At 47.7% G+C, this 17,458-nt stretch carries 12 protein-coding genes and 1 pseudogene; 9 read left to right on the top strand and 4 right to left on the bottom strand.

What is annotated here, in order from left to right; translation table 11 throughout:
• The first annotated feature begins 114 nt into the window (after nt 1-114).
• From D0T92_RS05725 to recB, 4 genes are all read left to right on the top strand, one after another.
• Complete coding sequence (locus tag D0T92_RS05725) at nt 115-1,128, top strand: Slam-dependent surface lipoprotein (RefSeq protein WP_151051055.1); 1,014 nt, start codon at nt 115-117, stop codon at nt 1,126-1,128.
• Between the two features lie 81 nt (nt 1,129-1,209).
• Entirely contained in the window at nt 1,210-3,690 is a 2,481-nt protein-coding gene (locus D0T92_RS05720) for a TonB-dependent hemoglobin/transferrin/lactoferrin family receptor (RefSeq protein ID WP_151051053.1), read from the top strand.
• A gap of 84 nt (nt 3,691-3,774) precedes the next feature.
• Nucleotides 3,775-4,377 (top strand): biliverdin-producing heme oxygenase, encoded by a 603-nt coding sequence (locus tag D0T92_RS05715; protein ID WP_151051051.1) that lies wholly within the window; start codon nt 3,775-3,777, stop codon nt 4,375-4,377.
• Nucleotides 4,378-4,587: 210 nt separating this feature from the next.
• Nucleotides 4,588-8,223 carry an exodeoxyribonuclease V subunit beta gene (gene recB / locus D0T92_RS05710; RefSeq protein ID WP_151051049.1) on the top strand — a complete coding sequence of 1,212 codons (3,636 nt, stop codon included), beginning with the start codon at nt 4,588-4,590 and terminating at the stop codon, nt 8,221-8,223.
• A 149-nt stretch (nt 8,224-8,372) separates the two neighbouring features.
• Here the strand turns inward: recB and kdsA are convergent, their stop codons facing one another.
• Both kdsA and panD read right to left on the bottom strand, forming a co-directional pair.
• The gene (gene kdsA / locus D0T92_RS05705) at nt 8,373-9,215 is read right to left on the bottom strand and encodes a 3-deoxy-8-phosphooctulonate synthase (RefSeq protein ID WP_151051047.1); all 843 of its coding nucleotides are present in this window, start codon (nt 9,213-9,215) and stop codon (nt 8,373-8,375) included.
• Between the two features lie 92 nt (nt 9,216-9,307).
• The gene (panD, locus tag D0T92_RS05700) at nt 9,308-9,691 is read right to left on the bottom strand and encodes an aspartate 1-decarboxylase (RefSeq protein ID WP_151051045.1); all 384 of its coding nucleotides are present in this window, start codon (nt 9,689-9,691) and stop codon (nt 9,308-9,310) included.
• A gap of 267 nt (nt 9,692-9,958) precedes the next feature.
• Between panD and mnmA the strand changes: the two genes are divergently transcribed.
• The 3 genes from mnmA (at nt 9,959) to D0T92_RS05685 (ending at nt 14,590) form a co-directional block, all read left to right on the top strand.
• Nucleotides 9,959-11,059, top strand: a complete 1,101-nt coding sequence (mnmA, locus tag D0T92_RS05695) for a tRNA 2-thiouridine(34) synthase MnmA (protein WP_151051043.1) — start codon at nt 9,959-9,961, stop codon at nt 11,057-11,059.
• A 115-nt stretch (nt 11,060-11,174) separates the two neighbouring features.
• Complete coding sequence (locus D0T92_RS05690; RefSeq protein WP_151051041.1) at nt 11,175-12,845, top strand: AMP-binding protein; 1,671 nt, start codon at nt 11,175-11,177, stop codon at nt 12,843-12,845.
• A 98-nt stretch (nt 12,846-12,943) separates the two neighbouring features.
• Nucleotides 12,944-14,590: a CTP synthase gene (locus D0T92_RS05685; protein WP_151051039.1), complete on the top strand. Its 1,647-nt coding sequence runs from the start codon at nt 12,944-12,946 to the stop codon at nt 14,588-14,590.
• Between the two features lie 82 nt (nt 14,591-14,672).
• Here the strand turns inward: D0T92_RS05685 and aat are convergent, their stop codons facing one another.
• Both aat and fur read right to left on the bottom strand, forming a co-directional pair.
• On the bottom strand, nt 14,673-15,419 hold the full coding sequence (gene aat, locus D0T92_RS05680; RefSeq protein ID WP_151051037.1) for a leucyl/phenylalanyl-tRNA--protein transferase: 747 nt from the start codon (nt 15,417-15,419) through the stop codon (nt 14,673-14,675).
• An 86-nt stretch (nt 15,420-15,505) separates the two neighbouring features.
• Nucleotides 15,506-16,013, bottom strand: a pseudogene (gene fur / locus D0T92_RS05675) (ferric iron uptake transcriptional regulator).
• Between the two features lie 180 nt (nt 16,014-16,193).
• On the opposite strand from fur, the gene D0T92_RS05670 reads away from it, so the two are divergent.
• Both D0T92_RS05670 and dapB read left to right on the top strand, forming a co-directional pair.
• Complete coding sequence (locus tag D0T92_RS05670; protein ID WP_151051032.1) at nt 16,194-16,583, top strand: outer membrane protein assembly factor BamE; 390 nt, start codon at nt 16,194-16,196, stop codon at nt 16,581-16,583.
• A gap of 23 nt (nt 16,584-16,606) precedes the next feature.
• Nucleotides 16,607-17,428 (top strand): 4-hydroxy-tetrahydrodipicolinate reductase, encoded by an 822-nt coding sequence (dapB, locus tag D0T92_RS05665; protein WP_151051030.1) that lies wholly within the window; start codon nt 16,607-16,609, stop codon nt 17,426-17,428.
• Nucleotides 17,429-17,458 lie beyond the last annotated feature (30 nt).

Here is a 17,458-nt window from a genome sequence, read left to right as displayed (position 1 = left end):
ATTCACATTAAATATAATCATAAATACCATATAAATCATTTATATATAAATATTTAATATTTTTTTATCTTTTATTTAAGCTGTACATATTTCTTTCTTGATTTGGAGCATCTTATGACGAATATATCTTTCAAACCTCTTTATCCGGCTCTGGCACTGCCTTTTTTATTGGCAGCCTGTGCAGGCGGCGGCAAAGTAGAACCACCTAAAGTCTTGGCAGAGCGACCTGTTTTAGAATCTTTAGACATTACTGCCAAAAATGTTAAAAAACACGACGACAACAAGAGCTTTGTGAGTGTTACCAACAATGGCGGTGCGGTTGAAAAATACGCGGTGACGACACAAGAAAAATCATCATGGAGCGATGCAGTTTATGACGTCACCAATAATGTTTATGTCTATAAAACACCTGATGGCAAGTATTACCAATTCAACAACTTTAATACCCCAATGGTTCCTGACTATGCTACTCCGGATAAAAGTATGCGAACCATACACGAAATGCAATCTACTAGAGATGGTGGTAAATTTTTTGCATGTTGCACGGCTGCCAGCAATCAAACACCAGGAATTGATTTCAAAGAAGACCTTTACTTTGGCGCTTGGATTTCCCCCACCGGTGAAAGCCATTTATTTGCGGGCGGCAAAGTAGCTGATCCGGCCTATATGCAGGGCGGTTCTGCAGCCGAAATCGGCGGCCTCAAAGGCAAAGCCACTTACCATGTTTGGGGTATCCGTACCAAAGGTGATCAAGTTGTCAGCTCTACTTATTCTCCCACTGATGTCTCAAAAATCACTGTTAACTTCAACACCGGCAAACTGGGCGGCGAAATTTTAGGCAATAAAAATTTCGGTGATTCAGTAGTAATGCAGGATGTCAATGTTCAGGGCAACCGCTTTAGTGGAACCGCACGTTCCGGCAATGCAACCGGTGCTGTTGACGGTGCATTTTATGGAGCCCACTCAGTATCCTATTGGACTGGAAAAATTGACGAATATGCTGGTCGTTCTATCGGCGGCATCGTGAAATTCGATGGTAATAAAGATTTGGATACCGCATTTGGTGGAAGACGAAGAGCTATTGATGCCAATTATCAAGGTACGGATTTAAAACCTTTAGATAACTAACACCCATAATCAATCTTTCAGACGGCCTTAATACATACGTTTGAAAACTATTAAATCGATAAACAAAGGAATAAGAATTAAATGAAAGCTCCATTCAGATTAGGCTTAATTTCATTTCTCATTATCAGTGCTTTTCCGGCATATGCAGCAGACGAAACTGCAGAAACCTCTACAGCGGAAACAACTGCCGCACAGGAAGCAGATGAACAGGTAAACTTAGATGCCGTTAAGGTAAGAGCAAGAAGAGCACCCTCCAAGCTAGGCGAAACAAAAACCAAACGTGAAGAATTAGATGAAAACTTGGTTCAAGATGTACGCGATTTGGTGCGTTATGATCCGGCGGTATCCATTGTAGAAGGTGGTAGAGGCAGCACCAACGGCTTTGCCATCCGCGGCGTGGATAAAGACCGTGTGGCCATTAATGTTGACGGTTTGGCTCAAGCAGAAAGCCGCTCTTCCGAAGCTTTCCAAGAGTTATTCGGTGCTTATGGTAACTTCAATGCCAATAGAAATGCGGCAGAATTAGAAAATATATCAGCAGTCAGCATCCGCAAAGGTGCCGACTCCATCACTTCCGGCAGTGGCGCTTTGGGCGGTGCGGTAGATTACACAACCAAATCACCCCGCGATGTAGTTAATGCTGATAAACCTTTATATGTCGGCGTAAAAGGCGGCTATACCGGGCGCAACGGCGAATATATGGGTAGCACGGATTTGGCTGCATATTTTAAAGGCTTTGATGCCCGTTTTGTTTACACTCGACGCCACGGCCATGAAACCAAAAGCAACAATAACGGCAAAGAGTATACTGCGCGATTTGAAAAAGATGATGTCTATAATCCACTCACTAACAACTCAAGCAACTATGGTTCATACGGTAAATTCCGCAGCCAACCTGACCCACAAAGTTACCAATCAAAAAGTACCTTATTCAAATTAGGTTATCACTTTAACGACTACAACTATCTGTATGGTACTTATGAAGATAATCGGGTAGACAGACATACCAATGAACTTTCCAACCTATGGGCTGCTGACTGGCAAGGTAACATTGGTACCGATTATCGTAAACGTAACGATATTACTTATCTGAAACGTACCGGTATCGCTTATGAAAACCAATTGCTTTCCGGCCCATGGGATAAACTCACACTGAGCTACGACAAACAAAAAATCCAAATGAGTACCTTCTCATGGGATGTGCCTACTAATATTGCTGCGAGAGGCGTAAACTCCGAGTTGTATCAAACCTTCCGTCGTATTAACCAAGACACCAAACAATTCTTGGCTAAAGCGAGTAAGAGCCTTGACTTGGGCAACGTTGGTTGGAGTATGAGCTACGGGGGCGGTATTAATAAAAATACCAATACAAACGATCATTACACCGTATTTGTGAATGTTTTTGACCCTACTTTTGAAAAAAGTAACCGTTCTACCCAAGAGTTTTTATTAGAAGCGGAAAGCAAGAAAAAACATGTTTTCTGGAACAACAGCTTCAACTTCAATAATTTCCGCATTGGTGCCGGCATCCGTCATGACTGGGTAAACAATAAAACCTTACCTAATGAAGACTTTATCAATGCCATGCGCCAAAAAGGCTTGGATGATGCCAAAGCGAAATTCGGTGCCACCAGCTATGCTTTAAGCTTCGATTGGCGTTTTGCACCTGGTTGGACTTTATTAAGCAAATACTCTACCGGTTTCCGCGCACCAACAACCGATGAAATGTGGTTTACATTCCCGCATCCGGATATGACTGTTTTGGCAAATCCTAAATTAAAAGCGGAAAAAGCCCACAACTATGAACTGGGCATTAGCAACAGAGGTAATTGGGGTAATTTCTTACTGTCTGGTTTCCATACCCGCTATAAGGACTTTATCGACTTCGCTTATCTCGGCCAACGCAGCACTGAATTCTGGAATCAAAACACCCAACAATGGCAACCACGTGGATACAGCGCCCCCACTTGGCAAAACGTAAACCGTGATGAAGCCACTATCAACGGGGTGGAATTATCAGGTGATTGGAATCTCGACAGCGTCGGTTTACCGAGAGGTTTCATTATGAATTGGACGGCCAGCTATTTGAAAGGCAAAGCCAAACAAGAAGATGGTAGAAAAACCCCGATCAATGCTTTGGCACCGTTCGGCGCAGTGGTCGGATTCGGTTATGTGCAACCCGAAGACCGTTGGAGCTTGAGAACCAACTTAAGCTACACTGCACGTAAAAAAACCAAAGATACCATTCACAACAATGATGACCAAAGTAATCCGTGGCCGTATACCAAACACAGTAAAAACTACTTCCTAGTTGACTTGTTAGGTCATTACATGATTGGTAAAAACGTTACCATCCGCGGTGGTATTTTCAATCTATTTGATAAAAAATACTACACATGGGACAGCTTACGCAGCATCCGCGAATTCGGTACTGTTAACCGTGTAGATAACTGTAATGATAATAGTGGTGTGCCGCAGCATGCTTCCTGCTCTCATATGGGTATCCAACGTTTTGCCGCACCGGGACGTAGCTACGGCTTGACAATTGAGGCCAAATTCTGATTAGATAACGGCCTTAAAAAATATGCCGGCTTGAAATTTTGAAGCCAAAATTTCAAGCCGGCAAGTATTAAAAAGGAAAATAAAATGACTGAAGAAACAAAAACATTTGCCCAACGTCTGAAAGAAGAAAACCGTACCACGCACGACAGCGTTGATAATTTGGTGATGTCGGTCGAGCCGTTTTCAAACAATGAAAACTATACTAAATTTTTAAAATTGCAATCTGTATTTCATAAAATCGTCGACAGCATTTATAAAGACGAAGCCTTAAACAAAGCCATCCCTCAATTGGCTTATATGGCTCGCCATGATGCCGTTGTTCAAGATTTGAAAGATTTAGGCAGCGAGCCTTATCAATTCTCTGGTGAATTACCCCACCCCACCGGCAACAAAGCGATCGGCTGGCTCTATTGCGCCGAAGGTTCGAATTTAGGCGCGGCATTTTTGTTTAAAGATGCTAAAAAATTAAACTTTAACGAAGAAAACGGCGCCCGCCATCTGGCACCCCATCCTGACGGCCGCGGCCAACACTGGCGCGAGTTTGTCGGCTATTTAAACCAACTCGGTTTGGATAAAGCCGCTCAAGACGAAGCCATCGAAGGCGCTAAAGAAGCTTTTGCTTTTTATAAAGTCATCTTGCGCGAAATCTTCGGTTTGCCCGAAGGCGCGGAGGCACCTGCTGCTTAAATAAAGTTAAAGCCAAATTATCAAGGCCGTCTGAATCTTTTTCAGACGGCCTTTTGTTTAGGCGGTTCTATATCTATTCAATCACATATTAGGCCGTCTGAAATGGCTTATAATCGCATACTCGGATAAAATCACTTAGTTTGATAACGGCAGTAAGCTACTGTATCAGACTGTTTTCCTGCAAACCTTTTTCAGACGGCCTCTCAAACCATGCAACCTTTCCATCCTCTCAATGTGCCCATTCAGGGCACCAATCTTGTGGAAGCCTCTGCCGGTACCGGTAAAACCTACGGTATTGCCGCATTATTCACCCGCCTGATTGTGCTGGAAAAAATGTCGGTAGAAAGCGTATTGGTCGTTACCTTTACCAAAGCGGCGACCGCCGAATTGAAAAACCGTTTGCGGGCGCGTTTGGATAATGTTTTATTGGCATTGGAAAAAACAGATAATGCAAGCGGTTCAGACGGCCTGCGTGAGTATTGTGCCAAGCATCATGACGGCGATGTGTTTCTGCTTGAACTACTGCAAAAAGCGTTGGCACAAGAAAGCCGGCAACGGCTGATTGTGCGCCTAAAAGCCGCCATCGGCAGGTTTGATAATGCCGCTATCTATACCATACACGGTTTCTGCCAAAGGCTGCTGCGCGATTATGCCTTTCTCTGCCAAGTGCCTTTTGATTTAACACTTTCCGAAGAAACCCACGAACGTATGCTGATTGCCGCGCAAGATTTTTGGCGGCAGGAAGTTGCCGATAGCCCCTTATTCGCGCCTTTGGTATTCAAACACCATGAAACGCCGCAAACCGCTTTAAACCATATCCGAACCTTTATCGGCCGCCCCTATCTCAAATTCAGACGGCCTGAAATCAATTTGGCTAGCGAATATCAGGCACTGCAAACCATTTGGCAAGCCACCCGACCCAAGCTGGCAGAATATGCCGAAACCTTTTGGCGCATACACCCTGCTTTAAACGGCAACAGCTACCGCAAAAATACATTTGAAAAACTGTTTGCCAACCTGCAAAAAGCCGACGCCGGCGATACGATACCGTCCTATCATGAAAAGCTACCCATGCTTGCCACTCAGGCCTTAACCGAAAAAACCAAAAAGGGCAAAGCGGTTAACGATGAAGCATACCAAAGCTTAAACCATCTGGCGCTTTTAGGCGAAGCCATTCAAAAATACGAACAAAGCGAGCAAGACGCGCTCACCGCACTTCATTTGGATTTGCTTGAATATGTGCGCAAAGCATTAAGCGAAGACAAACAAAACCGCCGCGAACGCAGCTTCGACGATTTATTATTGGATGTTCACCACGCCCTCACCCAAAACCCGAAACGCGAGCAATTGGCGCAAGCCGTTGCCGCCAATTGGAAAACCGCACTCATCGACGAATTCCAAGACACCGACCCGCTGCAATACGAAATTTTCAGCCGCCTGTTTATCCGGCAGGGCAATCCCCTGTTTTTGGTCGGCGACCCCAAACAGGCGATTTACAGCTTTCGCGGTGCCGATATTTATGCCTATCTGCAAGCCGCCCGCGATGCCGACGCCCACTATACCCTTGACACCAACTTCCGCAGCCATGCCGATTTAATTCACGGTATCGGCGCCATATTCCAACAAAAAAACCAACCTTTCGTGTTAAACGGCATCGGCTATACCGATGTCAAAGCCAACCGTGAGGCAGGCCGTCTGAACGATACCGAAGCACCGATAAAGATACGCTGGATTAATCAGACCGATGACGATTCCGCCAATAAAAATATGTTGCGCCAACGCGCCGCTGCCTATTGCGCCGACGAAATCGCACACGCCCTCAACGAAGCGGCAGCCAACCGCCTGACCTATCGGAAAAACAGCAACAGCGACGCCGTACCGATTCAATCCGGGCAGATTGCCGTATTGGTACGCACCCACAACGAAGGCAGTATGATTGCCGCCGCACTGAAAAAGCGCCGCATCCAAAGCGTTTTGCTCCACCGCGAATCGGTTTTTGCTTCGCCCGAAGCCGAAGCCATAGCCGCCCTTATCGGTTTCTGGCTGCAACCGCAGCGTACCGAGCCTTTAAGATTTGTTCTCAGCGGCGTATTGTTCCGTCAAACCGCTACCGAACTGTATACCCTCAACCATGACGAAGCCGCCTTATTGGCATGGATAGCCTCCGCACAAACCGCCGCCGATATTTGGCAACAATCCGGCGTTTATGCCGCCATGCAGTATTTTTCCGCACAACACAGCATTGAAACGCACCTATTGGCACAACACAACGAACGCAGCCTCACCAACTACCATCAAATCATCGAAAGGCTGGCGGAAGAAGACGAACAAAGCCGCAGCCCTGCCGCCCTACACCAATGGCTGCTCACAGAAATTCAGACGGCACACGAAGGCGGTGCAGCGGGCGACAGCAACCTACTCAGATTGGAAAGCGATGAAAACCTCGTCAAAATCGTAACCATGCACGCAGCCAAAGGTTTGCAATATCCGTTGGTTTATTGCCCGTTTGTGTGGGATGCCCCCGCCAGATACAACGACAGCTGGCAAATTCTTCACTGCAACGGGGATAGCGAATTATTGGCCCAACACCAGCGCAGCGATGCCGACAACGACAAGATTGCCGATGAAAACCTCAGCGAAAGCCTACGCCTGCTTTATGTAGCGCTCACCCGCGCCGAAGAGCAACTGGTTATCTATGCCGGCTATTGCAACGACACCCGTTTTAACACCTTCGCCTATCTGCTGGCCGGAAGCTCCGACACCAACCGCAGTCAGGCCGAAGAAATTTATGCCAAAGCCAAAAAAACCGGCAAAGCCGCCGCCGAAATGGCCGAGCTCAAAACCAACTGGCAGCGTTTTCTGGAAACATCGCCGCAAGCCGCAAGCTTTGCTTTTCTCGAAACACCGCCCCAAGCAGCCGTTTATACGAACGGCAATATTTCAGACGGCCATTATCAGGCACTCGCCATTCCGCCGCGTTCGTTCGAACTCATCCGCCACACCAGCTTTACCGGCCTGAGCCGCCACACCCTCAGCCACAACGACGACGCCCGCGAAGAGTTGCAACCGGCCATTGACGCCGCCGAAAGCGGTATGGCGGATTTACCCGACTTTCAGACGGCCGAGCCGGCCGACGGCAACGATATCTATCATTTTCCACGCGGCGCCGAAGCCGGCATCTGTTTGCATGAAATATTAGAAAACTTTGATTTCGCCGCGCCCGCCGCCGAGCAACAAGAAGCGGTTTCCCATGTACTCGACCGCTACGGCTTTGACCCAATATGGCTGCCCGCCGTGGAAAATATGCTCGACCATACCCGCCTCACCCCGTTAGGTAACGGCAGTCAAAATAGCTTGGCCGTCATACCGCCCGAGCGCCGTTTGGCCGAAATGGGCTTTACATTATATTTAAACGATTTCCCCCTCAAGCCCTTGCAGGCATGGTTTGCCGATGCCCGAACCGGCTTATCGGCAGCCTGTATCCAAGCTTCGCAACTGCTCGATTTTCAAGATGTGAAAGGCTTCTTAAACGGCTTTATCGATATGACCTGCCAAGATTCAGACGGCCTCGTTACCGTTATCGACTATAAATCCAACCATTTGGGTTACAACGCCGCCGACTACACCCCCGAAGCGATGGACGAAGCCGTTGCCCACCACCATTATTATTTACAGGCACTCATTTACGCCATTGCCGTCGCCCGCCATTTCCAATCCCGCGGCCAACCCCTGCCCCGCATTTCCGTGCGCTATCTGTTTTTGCGCGGATTAGACGGCAGCGGCAATGGCATTTGGTCTTGGGATATCGATAGCGATTGGCTGTCGGCATGGGTGCCGTCGTCGTGATACGGGCGGATATTTCAATCCGCCCCTACAAATAATCGCCTCATCCCTCAAAATCAATATAGGCGCTGATTACACACGGCAACTTCAATAGATAGAATGAAGGCCGTCTGAAAACTATTCAGACGGCCTCACCTTTGTTTGCTTGAATATTAATCAATCGTTAGCGGTGCAAACGATTTAACGGTTTCATCCACCGCTTTCACCCGAATCAGAAAATCTTCCAGCTTCGCCAACGGCAGCGCGCTTGGCCCGTCGCATCTGGCCTGATCAGGATTTTCGTGTGACTCCAAAAACAATCCGGCCAAGCGTGTCGCCATACCGGCTAAGGCCAAATCCAATACTTGGCTGCGACGGCCACCCGATGCGGCGGCACCGGCTTCGCGCTGTTGCAATGAATGGGTCACATCGAAAATCACCGGCAGATTGCCGCATGTTTTTTTCATCACGCCAAAACCGAGCATATCCACCACCAGATTATCATAACCGAACTGCGCGCCGCGTTCGCATAAAATCACTTGGTCGTTACCGGCTTCTTTGAATTTTTCAACAATATTTTTCATTTGCTGCGGGCTGAGAAACTGTGGTTTTTTCACATTAATCACATTGCCCGTTGCCGCCATCGCCACCACCAAATCGGTTTGACGCGCCAAAAATGCGGGCAATTGGATGACATCGCACACCTCCGCCACCGGCGCACATTGATAAGGCTCGTGCACATCGGTAATCACCGGCACGTTAAATTCTTTTTTTACGGCGGTGAAAATTTTCAGCCCCTCTTCCAAACCCACACCGCGGTAGGAGTGAATAGATGAGCGGTTGGCTTTATCAAAAGAAGCTTTAAACACATACGGAATACCGAGTTTTTCGGTTACTTTGACATAATGTTCGCAGGCTTTCAGTGTCGAATCCAAATCTTCCAATACATTAATGCCGCCGAATAGAGTAAACGGGGCATCGTTGCTCACACTGATTTGATTGATATTAATATTCATAATAAATAAAACTCCTTTATGGCAGCAGGCCGTCTGAACAGTTTTCAGACGGCCTGCTGGGCTAGAATGGCAATAAACCAATCCGAAAATATTTATAAAACGGTATGCGGCGGTTCATAGTGAATAATATCACGGATTTGATTATTTTCGTTCACCAATACCACTTTCGGCTCATGTTTGACCGCTTCTTCATTATTCATCATCAAATACGACATAATAATCACAATATCACCCGGCTGTGCCAAACGTGCCGCCGCACCGTTCAAACAAACCACACCGCTGCCACGCTCTCCCGGAATGGTATACGTTTCAAAGCGTTGGCCGTTATTATTATTCACCACTTGAACTTTCTCATTCAGGTAGATACCTGCCGCATCGAGCAAATCTTGATCGATAGTAATACTGCCGACATAATTCAGATCGGCTTCGGTTACAGTGGCACGGTGTATCTTGCCACCAAGCATAGTACGAAACATGAAGTTTTTCTTTCCTATATAGATAAACGATTACTACCGCCCGAAACCGCAAAAATCGAAAGATATCGGGCAAACCGGTTATTGTACACAAATTAACGCAATCTTTCAGGCCGTCTGAAAAAACGTTTATCAAACAACATTCGATACAATACACCCCTGTTTGACGCAATACATACTAAAAATGGTAAAATCAGATAATTGAAAATTTTGGTAAACACACAATAATCGTGTTTTGTGATATTTCTATCTCAGGCACGCTCCGAATCCATGCACACATCCGAACCACACAATATCATCGTCGGGCTCTCCGGCGGTGTCGATTCCTCCGTTACCGCATACCTCCTGAAACAACAAGGCTACCAAGTGCGCGGCGTTTTCATGCAAAATTGGGAAGACGACGACAACGACGAATATTGCAGCATCAAACAAGACTCGTTTGATGCCATTTCCGTGGCCGATATTCTCGATATCGATATTGATATCGTCAATTTTGCCGCCGAATATAAAGACAATGTTTTTGCCTACTTCTTAAAAGAATATTCAGCCGGACGCACACCCAATCCCGACGTTTTGTGCAATGCCGAAATCAAATTCAAATGCTTTCTCGACTATGCCATCCGAGAAGGTGCGGACGTTATCGCCACCGGCCACTACGCCCGCAAAGAAATCCGCAACGGCGTGCACTACCTGCTAAAAGGCTTGGATAACAATAAAGATCAAAGCTATTTTCTCTACCGCCTAAAACCCCACCAGCTTGAGCGCGCTATTTTCCCGCTCGGCGATTTGGAAAAACCCGAAGTGCGCCGCTTGGCCGCACAAGCCGAGCTGCCAACCGCCGCTAAAAAAGACAGCACCGGCATCTGCTTTATCGGCGAGCGCCCTTTCCGCGAATTTCTACAACAATACCTGCCCACCGACAGCGGCGACATGATCACGCCGGAAGGCAAAAAAGTCGGCGAACATCTCGGCCTGATGTTTTACACCATCGGCCAACGCAAAGGCTTGGGCATCGGTGGTGCGGGCGAACCGTGGTTTGTGGCCGGAAAAAACCTGCCTGCCAACCAACTGATTGTCGTTCAAGGGCACGACCACCCCCTGCTCTATACCCGCAGCCTGACCATGAACGACTTAAGCTGGACCTTGCCCGAACGCCCGCAACCCGGCCGCTATACCTGCAAAACCCGCTACCGCATGGCCGATGCACCGTGCGAATTGCGCTATATCGATGAAGAAAGCGCCGAATTACTTTTTGACGAACCCCAATGGGCGGTTACACCCGGACAGTCCGCCGTATTGTACGACGGCGATATCTGCTTGGGCGGCGGCATCATTACCGCCACCGACAAACCGGTGATTGTGACCGAATAAAACCTTATACCGGATAACGCAAAACCAATATCCGTCAAACAACAAATAATGTATTCAAGCCGTCTGAAACCCATTCCATTTTTCAGACGGCCATAACAACAAGGAAACTCACTTTATGGAAAAAATCTGGTTTCAAAGTTATGAGCAGGGTGTCGCACATGAAATCGATGTGACCCTCAACCAATCAATTGTCGATGTTTTCCAAAAAAGCGCGCGTAAGTTTGCCAACAGGCCGGCTTTTCAAAATATGGGTAAAACCCTGACCTATGCCGAAACCGCCAAACTGGTTAACGATTTTGCCTCTTTTCTGCAAAACACCTTAAAACTACCCCGCGGCGAACGGGTCGCCATTATGATGCCCAACCTGTTGCAATACCCGATTGCCCTATTTGGTGCGTTGCAAGCCGGCATGGTGGTGGTGAATACCAATCCGCTTTATACCCCGCGCGAATTGGAACACCAGCTCAACGACAGCGGCGCAACCACCATTATCGTATTGGAAAATTTTGCCAACACCTTAGAGCTGGTGCTGCCGCGCACACAAATTAAAAACGTGGTTATTGCCACCGTCGGCGACATGTTCGGCTTAAAAGGCAAGTTGATGAACTTTGTATTACGCAAAGTTAAAAAAATGGTGCCCGAATACCGTATTGATCATGCCATTTCTTTTCAGACGGCCTTAAAACAAGGTGCAGCACACTCCTTTACACCGGTTGAACTTACCCGTGACGACACCGCATTCCTTCAATACACCGGTGGCACCACCGGTGTGGCCAAAGGCGCCATTCTCAGTCACGGCAATATCTGCGCCAATATGCAGCAGGCCGCCGAATGGATTAAAAACCTACTGGTCGACGGCCAAGAAGTCGTTACCGCCGCCCTGCCGCTTTACCATATTTTGGCCTTAACGATTAATTTAATGATTTTCACCCAAGCCGGTGCCAAAATCCTGCTGATTACCAATCCGCGCGATATGAAAGGCTTTATCAGCGAGTTGAAAAAAGAAAAAGTCAGCGTATTTATCGGCGTAAACACACTGTTTAACGCCATGATTAACCGACCCGAATTAAGCGAAATAGACTTTTCCACTTTAAAACTCACCCTTTCCGGCGGTATGGCGACGCAAAAACCGGTCGCAGAAAAATGGAAAAACATCACCGGCACTCCGATTGTCGAAGCCTACGGTCTCACCGAAGCCAGCCCCGGCGTTTGCTGTAATCCTCTAGGTATTTCAGCTTATACCGGCAGCATCGGCCTACCGATTTCCTCCACTGAAATCGAATTACGCGATGCCGACGGCAACGAAGTGCCGCTCGGACAACCGGGTGAAATGTGGGTGCGCGGCCCGCAAGTCATGAAAGGCTATTGGAACCGCCCCGAAGAAACGGCCAAAGCCATTGATGCACGCGGATTCCTCGAAACCGGCGATATTGCCGTTGTCGATGAAAAAGGCTGGTTCAAACTGGTCGACCGTAAAAAAGATTTGATTGTAGTATCAGGCTTCAACGTTTACCCCAACGAAATCGAAGAAGTGGTCGCCCATCATGATAAAGTGCTCGAAGTGGCCTGTATCGGTGTGGCCAGCGAAAAAACCGGTGAAGCATTGAAACTGTTTGTGGTGAAAAAAGACCCTTCCCTCACCAAAGAAGAGCTGATTGCCTTCTGCCGCACCGAGCTAACGGCCTATAAAGTGCCGAAAGACATCGAATTCCGCGACGAGCTGCCGAAATCCAATGTTGGCAAAATCCTACGCCGCGAATTGCGTGAAAGCGCCAATAAAGCTTAAACCACAAAGGCCGTCTGAAACATTTTCAGACGGCCTTTAAGTTGCCGATATGCCCGATTCAGGGTAAAATTATAGATTCAAAACGAGCGGTAAATACCATGACAAAATTTATATTCGTAACCGGCGGCGTCGTATCTTCACTAGGTAAAGGTATCGCCGCCGCTTCTATTGCCACCATTCTCGAATCACGCGGTTTAAACGTGACTATGCTGAAACTCGACCCCTATATCAACGTCGACCCCGGCACTATGAGCCCGTTTCAGCACGGTGAAGTTTTCGTAACAGAAGACGGTGCCGAAACCGATTTGGATTTAGGCCACTACGAGCGTTTTATCAATTCCATCATGTCGCGCCGCAACAGTTTCAGTACCGGGCAGGTATATGAGCAAGTAATCGCCAAAGAGCGCCGCGGCGACTATCTCGGCGGCACCGTACAGGTGATTCCGCATATCACCGACGAAATCAAACGCAAAATACACGAAGGTGCGGCAGGCTATGATGTTGCCATCGTCGAAATCGGCGGCACTGTCGGCGATATCGAATCACTGCCCTTTTTAGAAGCCATCCGCCAGATGCGCAGCCAGCTCGGCCGCCACAATACCTTATATGTGCATTTAAGCTATGTGCCTTATATTGCCGCAGCCGGCGAAATCAAAACCAAGCCGACCCAACACTCGGTTAAAGAATTGCGCGAAATCGGTATCCAACCCGATATCTTAATCTGCCGCATGGATCGTATTCTGCCCGAAGAAGAAAAACGCAAAATCGCCCTGTTCTGTAATGTGGAAGAGCGTGCGGTTGTCGGCAGCTATGATGCAGACAGCATTTATGAAATTCCCGAAATGCTCCACAATCAGGGTATCGACAATATTATCTGCGAACAGTTGCAATTAAACGTTCAACAAGCCGATTTAACCGAATGGAAGAAAATCGTTTATGCGATTAAAAATCCGAAACATACCGTTAAAATCGCCATGGTCGGCAAATATGTCGATTTAACCGAATCCTACAAATCGTTAACTGAAGCCCTGAAACATGCCGGTATCCACACAGAAACCGATGTTCAAATCACTTATATTGATAGTGAATCGATTGAAAAAGACGGCGTCGGCTGCCTGGAAGGCATGGATGCCGTTTTGGTGCCCGGCGGATTTGGTGTGCGCGGAGTAGAAGGTAAAATCGCTGCCGTGAAATATGCGCGCGAAAATAATGTACCATATTTGGGTATTTGCTTGGGTATGCAAATTGCGTTGGTCGAATACGCCCGCGATATTGCCGACATGCCCAACGCCAATTCCAGCGAATTTGATCCGAAAACACCTTATCCTGTTGTCGGTCTGATTGATGAATGGCAAACCGCCGACGGCAGCGTAGAAAAACGCGATGAGCATGTCGATTTAGGCGGCACCATGCGTTTGGGTGCACAAGAAGTTGATCTCAAACCGGATACGCTGGCTGCCAAGATTTATGGCGACACCAAAATCAAAGAGCGCCACCGTCATCGCTATGAAGTCAATAACAACTTCGTACCCGAATTGGAAAAAGCCGGTTTGGTAATCGGTGGCGTTTCCGCAGGCCGTGAGCGTTTGGTAGAAACCATCGAACTGCCAAATCATCCATGGTTTTTCGCCTGCCAGTTCCACCCTGAATTTACCTCAACACCGCGCAAAGGCCACCCTTTGTTTACCGCCTATATTAAAGCGGCACTGTCTAATCAGAAACCGGCCGAACAAGCACAAGGGTAATTTAAGCTAGGTAAAGAAAAAAGAGCAGATAAATATCTGCTCTTTTTTTATTATCAAACACTTTTCTAGATCTTTGATTATTTTATTCAAACGGCTCCTCCAGCACTATTTTACTTTGTGCAATCCATCCCGAACCAATAGGCTCGTCTAACGCTTTATCCGTTAAATCATTTAAGGCCGTCTGAAACGTTTCAAATGCAATCAGCTCCGAACCAAAGCGCGCCAAGTGATCGGTATTTTGCTGGCAGTCTATGATTTCAATCCCACACTTGGCTAAATAAGGCACGGCACAGGCAAAAGCGATTTTTGATGCATCCGGCCGAAGCGCAAACATCGATTCGCCGAAAAACACCCGCCCTATTTGTACACCGTATAAGCCGCCGGCCAGATTCAGCACGCCGTTTTCATCGGGATACCAACATTCAAAAGAATGGGCGTGGCCGAGTTCGTACAAACCTATATAAGCTTGTTGCATCTCTTCGGTAATCCATGTGCCGGACTGCTCCGGCCGCCGCACACCGGCGCAAGTGGCAATCACAGCCGGAAATTTCTGATTCACCGTGACCAGATAAGGCTTATTGCGCAGTGTTTTTTGTAATGAGCGGCCGATATGGCATTTTTCGGGATACAGCACCGTGCGCGGCGACAAAGCCCACCAACACACCGGATCGCCCTCTGAAAACCATGGAAAAATACCCTGCCGATACGCCGTTAACAACCTCTGCGCACTCAGGCTGCCACCAATGGCCACGAAACCGTCACGCTCTTCGATGGCCTCGAAAACATCGGGGAAAGCGGCAGTATCGTCATATAAAAAAGGGATTTCCATAGCTAACGGCTTTCTATTTCTATAAAAACATTCAGACGGCCTCAATATATCAAGGCCGTCTGAAAAAAGTTTACAATCAAACGAGATTAACGTTTGCGTTTTTGTTGGCAGTCGCTACACACGCCATACATATACAAAGCGTGGTCAACCACCTGATAGCCGTTTTCTTCGGCAATTTTATCTTGAAGTTGTTCGATTTCACGATTATGAAACTCGGTAACCTTGCCACATTTCACACAAACAATGTGGTCGTGGTGATCGCCTTTATTCAATTCATATACCGCTTTACCCGTTTCAAAATGATGGCGTAGCAAAATACCGGCTTGTTCGAACTGGGTCAAAACACGGTAAATCGTGGCGACACCGATCTCGATGCCTTCGTCCAGTAAAATACGGTAAACATCCTCTGCGCTCAAATGCGCTTCTGCATACGTTTCAAACAAATCTAAAATTTTCAAACGCGGGCCGGTTACCTTTAAGCCGTTGTCTTTTAATTGGGCGATATTGCTAAAGCTATTTTCCATAATGCGTTCATACCCTTGTCGTCTAATTACCGTTATAATACGCAATTTTAACAGCTTTGCCCACTACCAAGATAATAAAGGTTTTCAATTATACGTTTCACATAAAAAATACAGTGAAAACCTGATAAACACTGCTTATAAAGCCGTCTTACATCACAACAAGAATGCATCATGCTTCTAGAATCTTCCGATTTCTTTGTTATACTGATGCCTGAAGCCTGCTACGACTATCAAACGAAAGGTAAAACTTGTGAATAAACCATTATGTCTTGCCATGGCCGCCCTGTTGGGTTTGGCGGCCTGCTCTGCCGAGCGCGTATCCAATTTCCCCTCTTACAAGCTGAAAGTGATTCAAGGCAATGAGCTCGATGCACGTGCCGTTGCCTCCTTACAGCCCGGCATGAGCCGCGATCAGGTTCAATTGCTATTAGGCACCCCGCTACTACGCGATCCGTTCCATAACGACCGCTGGGACTACACATACAATACCTCCCGTAACGGCATTGTTTCCGAACAACGCACGCTGACCCTGTATTTCAATAACGACCAACTGGTTCGTGCAGAAGGCGATGCCATCCAATATGCCATCCAACAACTCGAAGCAGAACAAGCCGCGGCCGCCCAACAGCAGCAACCTTAACCGCCCGAATAAGGACTGATTTCATGAGCGCACTCAAAATTGCGATTGCCGGCGCAGACGGCCGTATGGGCAGGATTTTAGTTGAAGCTGTCGAACGCCATCCTGATACCGTTTTAAGCGGCGCACTCGAGCATTCCGGTTCGCCTGCTTTGGGATTCGATGCAGGCTATACTTCAGGCCTGAATACCGGTATTAAAATTACCGACGATATCGACAACGTACTGGCAAACAGCGATATCCTTATCGACTTCACCCGCCCCGAGCCAACCTTAGCCCATTTAAAAAAATGTGCGGCCGCCGGGGTTGGCATGATTATCGGCACTACCGGTTTCGACGACGCCGGCAAAACTGCCATCCAGACGGCTGCCGAACAAATCGGCATTGTGTTTGCAGCCAATTACAGCGTCGGCGTGAATCTGACCTTTCACATTCTCGACACCGTCGCCCGTGTACTCAACGAAGGCTACGATATTGAAATTATCGAAGCCCACCACCGCCATAAAGTCGACGCCCCCAGCGGCACTGCATTGCGTATGGGCGAAGTGATTGCCGACGCCTTAGGGCGCGACCTCAAAGAGTGCGCAGTCTATGGCCGCGAAGGGCACACCGGCGCCCGTGATGCCAACACCATCGGCTTTGCCACTGTTCGCGGCGGTGATATTGTCGGCGACCATACCGCCCTATTTGCCACCGAGGGCGAGCGGGTGGAAATCACACATAAAGCCAGCAGCCGTATGACTTTTGCCGGTGGCGCGGTACGTGCTGCCGTATGGTTGCGCAATCATCAAAACGGCCTGTTTGATATGCAGGATGTATTAGGCTTAAAAATCGGCACAAGCAAATAACCTTATTGCTTCCGTTTAAATATAAGGCCG

The organism is Neisseria zalophi, from assembly GCF_008807015.1.
Lineage (GTDB): Bacteria > Pseudomonadota > Gammaproteobacteria > Burkholderiales > Neisseriaceae > Neisseria > Neisseria zalophi.
Note: the sequence above shows the minus strand (reverse complement) of the source record. Positions and strands in the feature narration are given on the sequence as shown.

What these genes read in the sequence shown, in the direction of transcription:
- D0T92_RS05725 (WP_151051055.1), top strand. Translation starts at nt 115, where the DNA reads ATGACGAATATATCTTTCAAACCTCTTTATCCGGCTCTGGCACTGCCT.
- D0T92_RS05715 (WP_151051051.1), top strand. Translation starts at nt 3,775, where the DNA reads ATGACTGAAGAAACAAAAACATTTGCCCAACGTCTGAAAGAAGAAAAC.
- D0T92_RS05720 (WP_151051053.1), top strand. Translation starts at nt 1,210, where the DNA reads ATGAAAGCTCCATTCAGATTAGGCTTAATTTCATTTCTCATTATCAGT.
- panD (WP_151051045.1), bottom strand. Translation starts at nt 9,691, where the DNA reads ATGTTTCGTACTATGCTTGGTGGCAAGATACACCGTGCCACTGTAACC.
- dapB (WP_151051030.1), top strand. Translation starts at nt 16,607, where the DNA reads ATGAGCGCACTCAAAATTGCGATTGCCGGCGCAGACGGCCGTATGGGC.
- aat (WP_151051037.1), bottom strand. Translation starts at nt 15,419, where the DNA reads ATGGAAATCCCTTTTTTATATGACGATACTGCCGCTTTCCCCGATGTT.
- D0T92_RS05690 (WP_151051041.1), top strand. Translation starts at nt 11,175, where the DNA reads ATGGAAAAAATCTGGTTTCAAAGTTATGAGCAGGGTGTCGCACATGAA.
- mnmA (WP_151051043.1), top strand. Translation starts at nt 9,959, where the DNA reads ATGCACACATCCGAACCACACAATATCATCGTCGGGCTCTCCGGCGGT.
- D0T92_RS05685 (WP_151051039.1), top strand. Translation starts at nt 12,944, where the DNA reads ATGACAAAATTTATATTCGTAACCGGCGGCGTCGTATCTTCACTAGGT.
- recB (WP_151051049.1), top strand. Translation starts at nt 4,588, where the DNA reads ATGCAACCTTTCCATCCTCTCAATGTGCCCATTCAGGGCACCAATCTT.
- kdsA (WP_151051047.1), bottom strand. Translation starts at nt 9,215, where the DNA reads ATGAATATTAATATCAATCAAATCAGTGTGAGCAACGATGCCCCGTTT.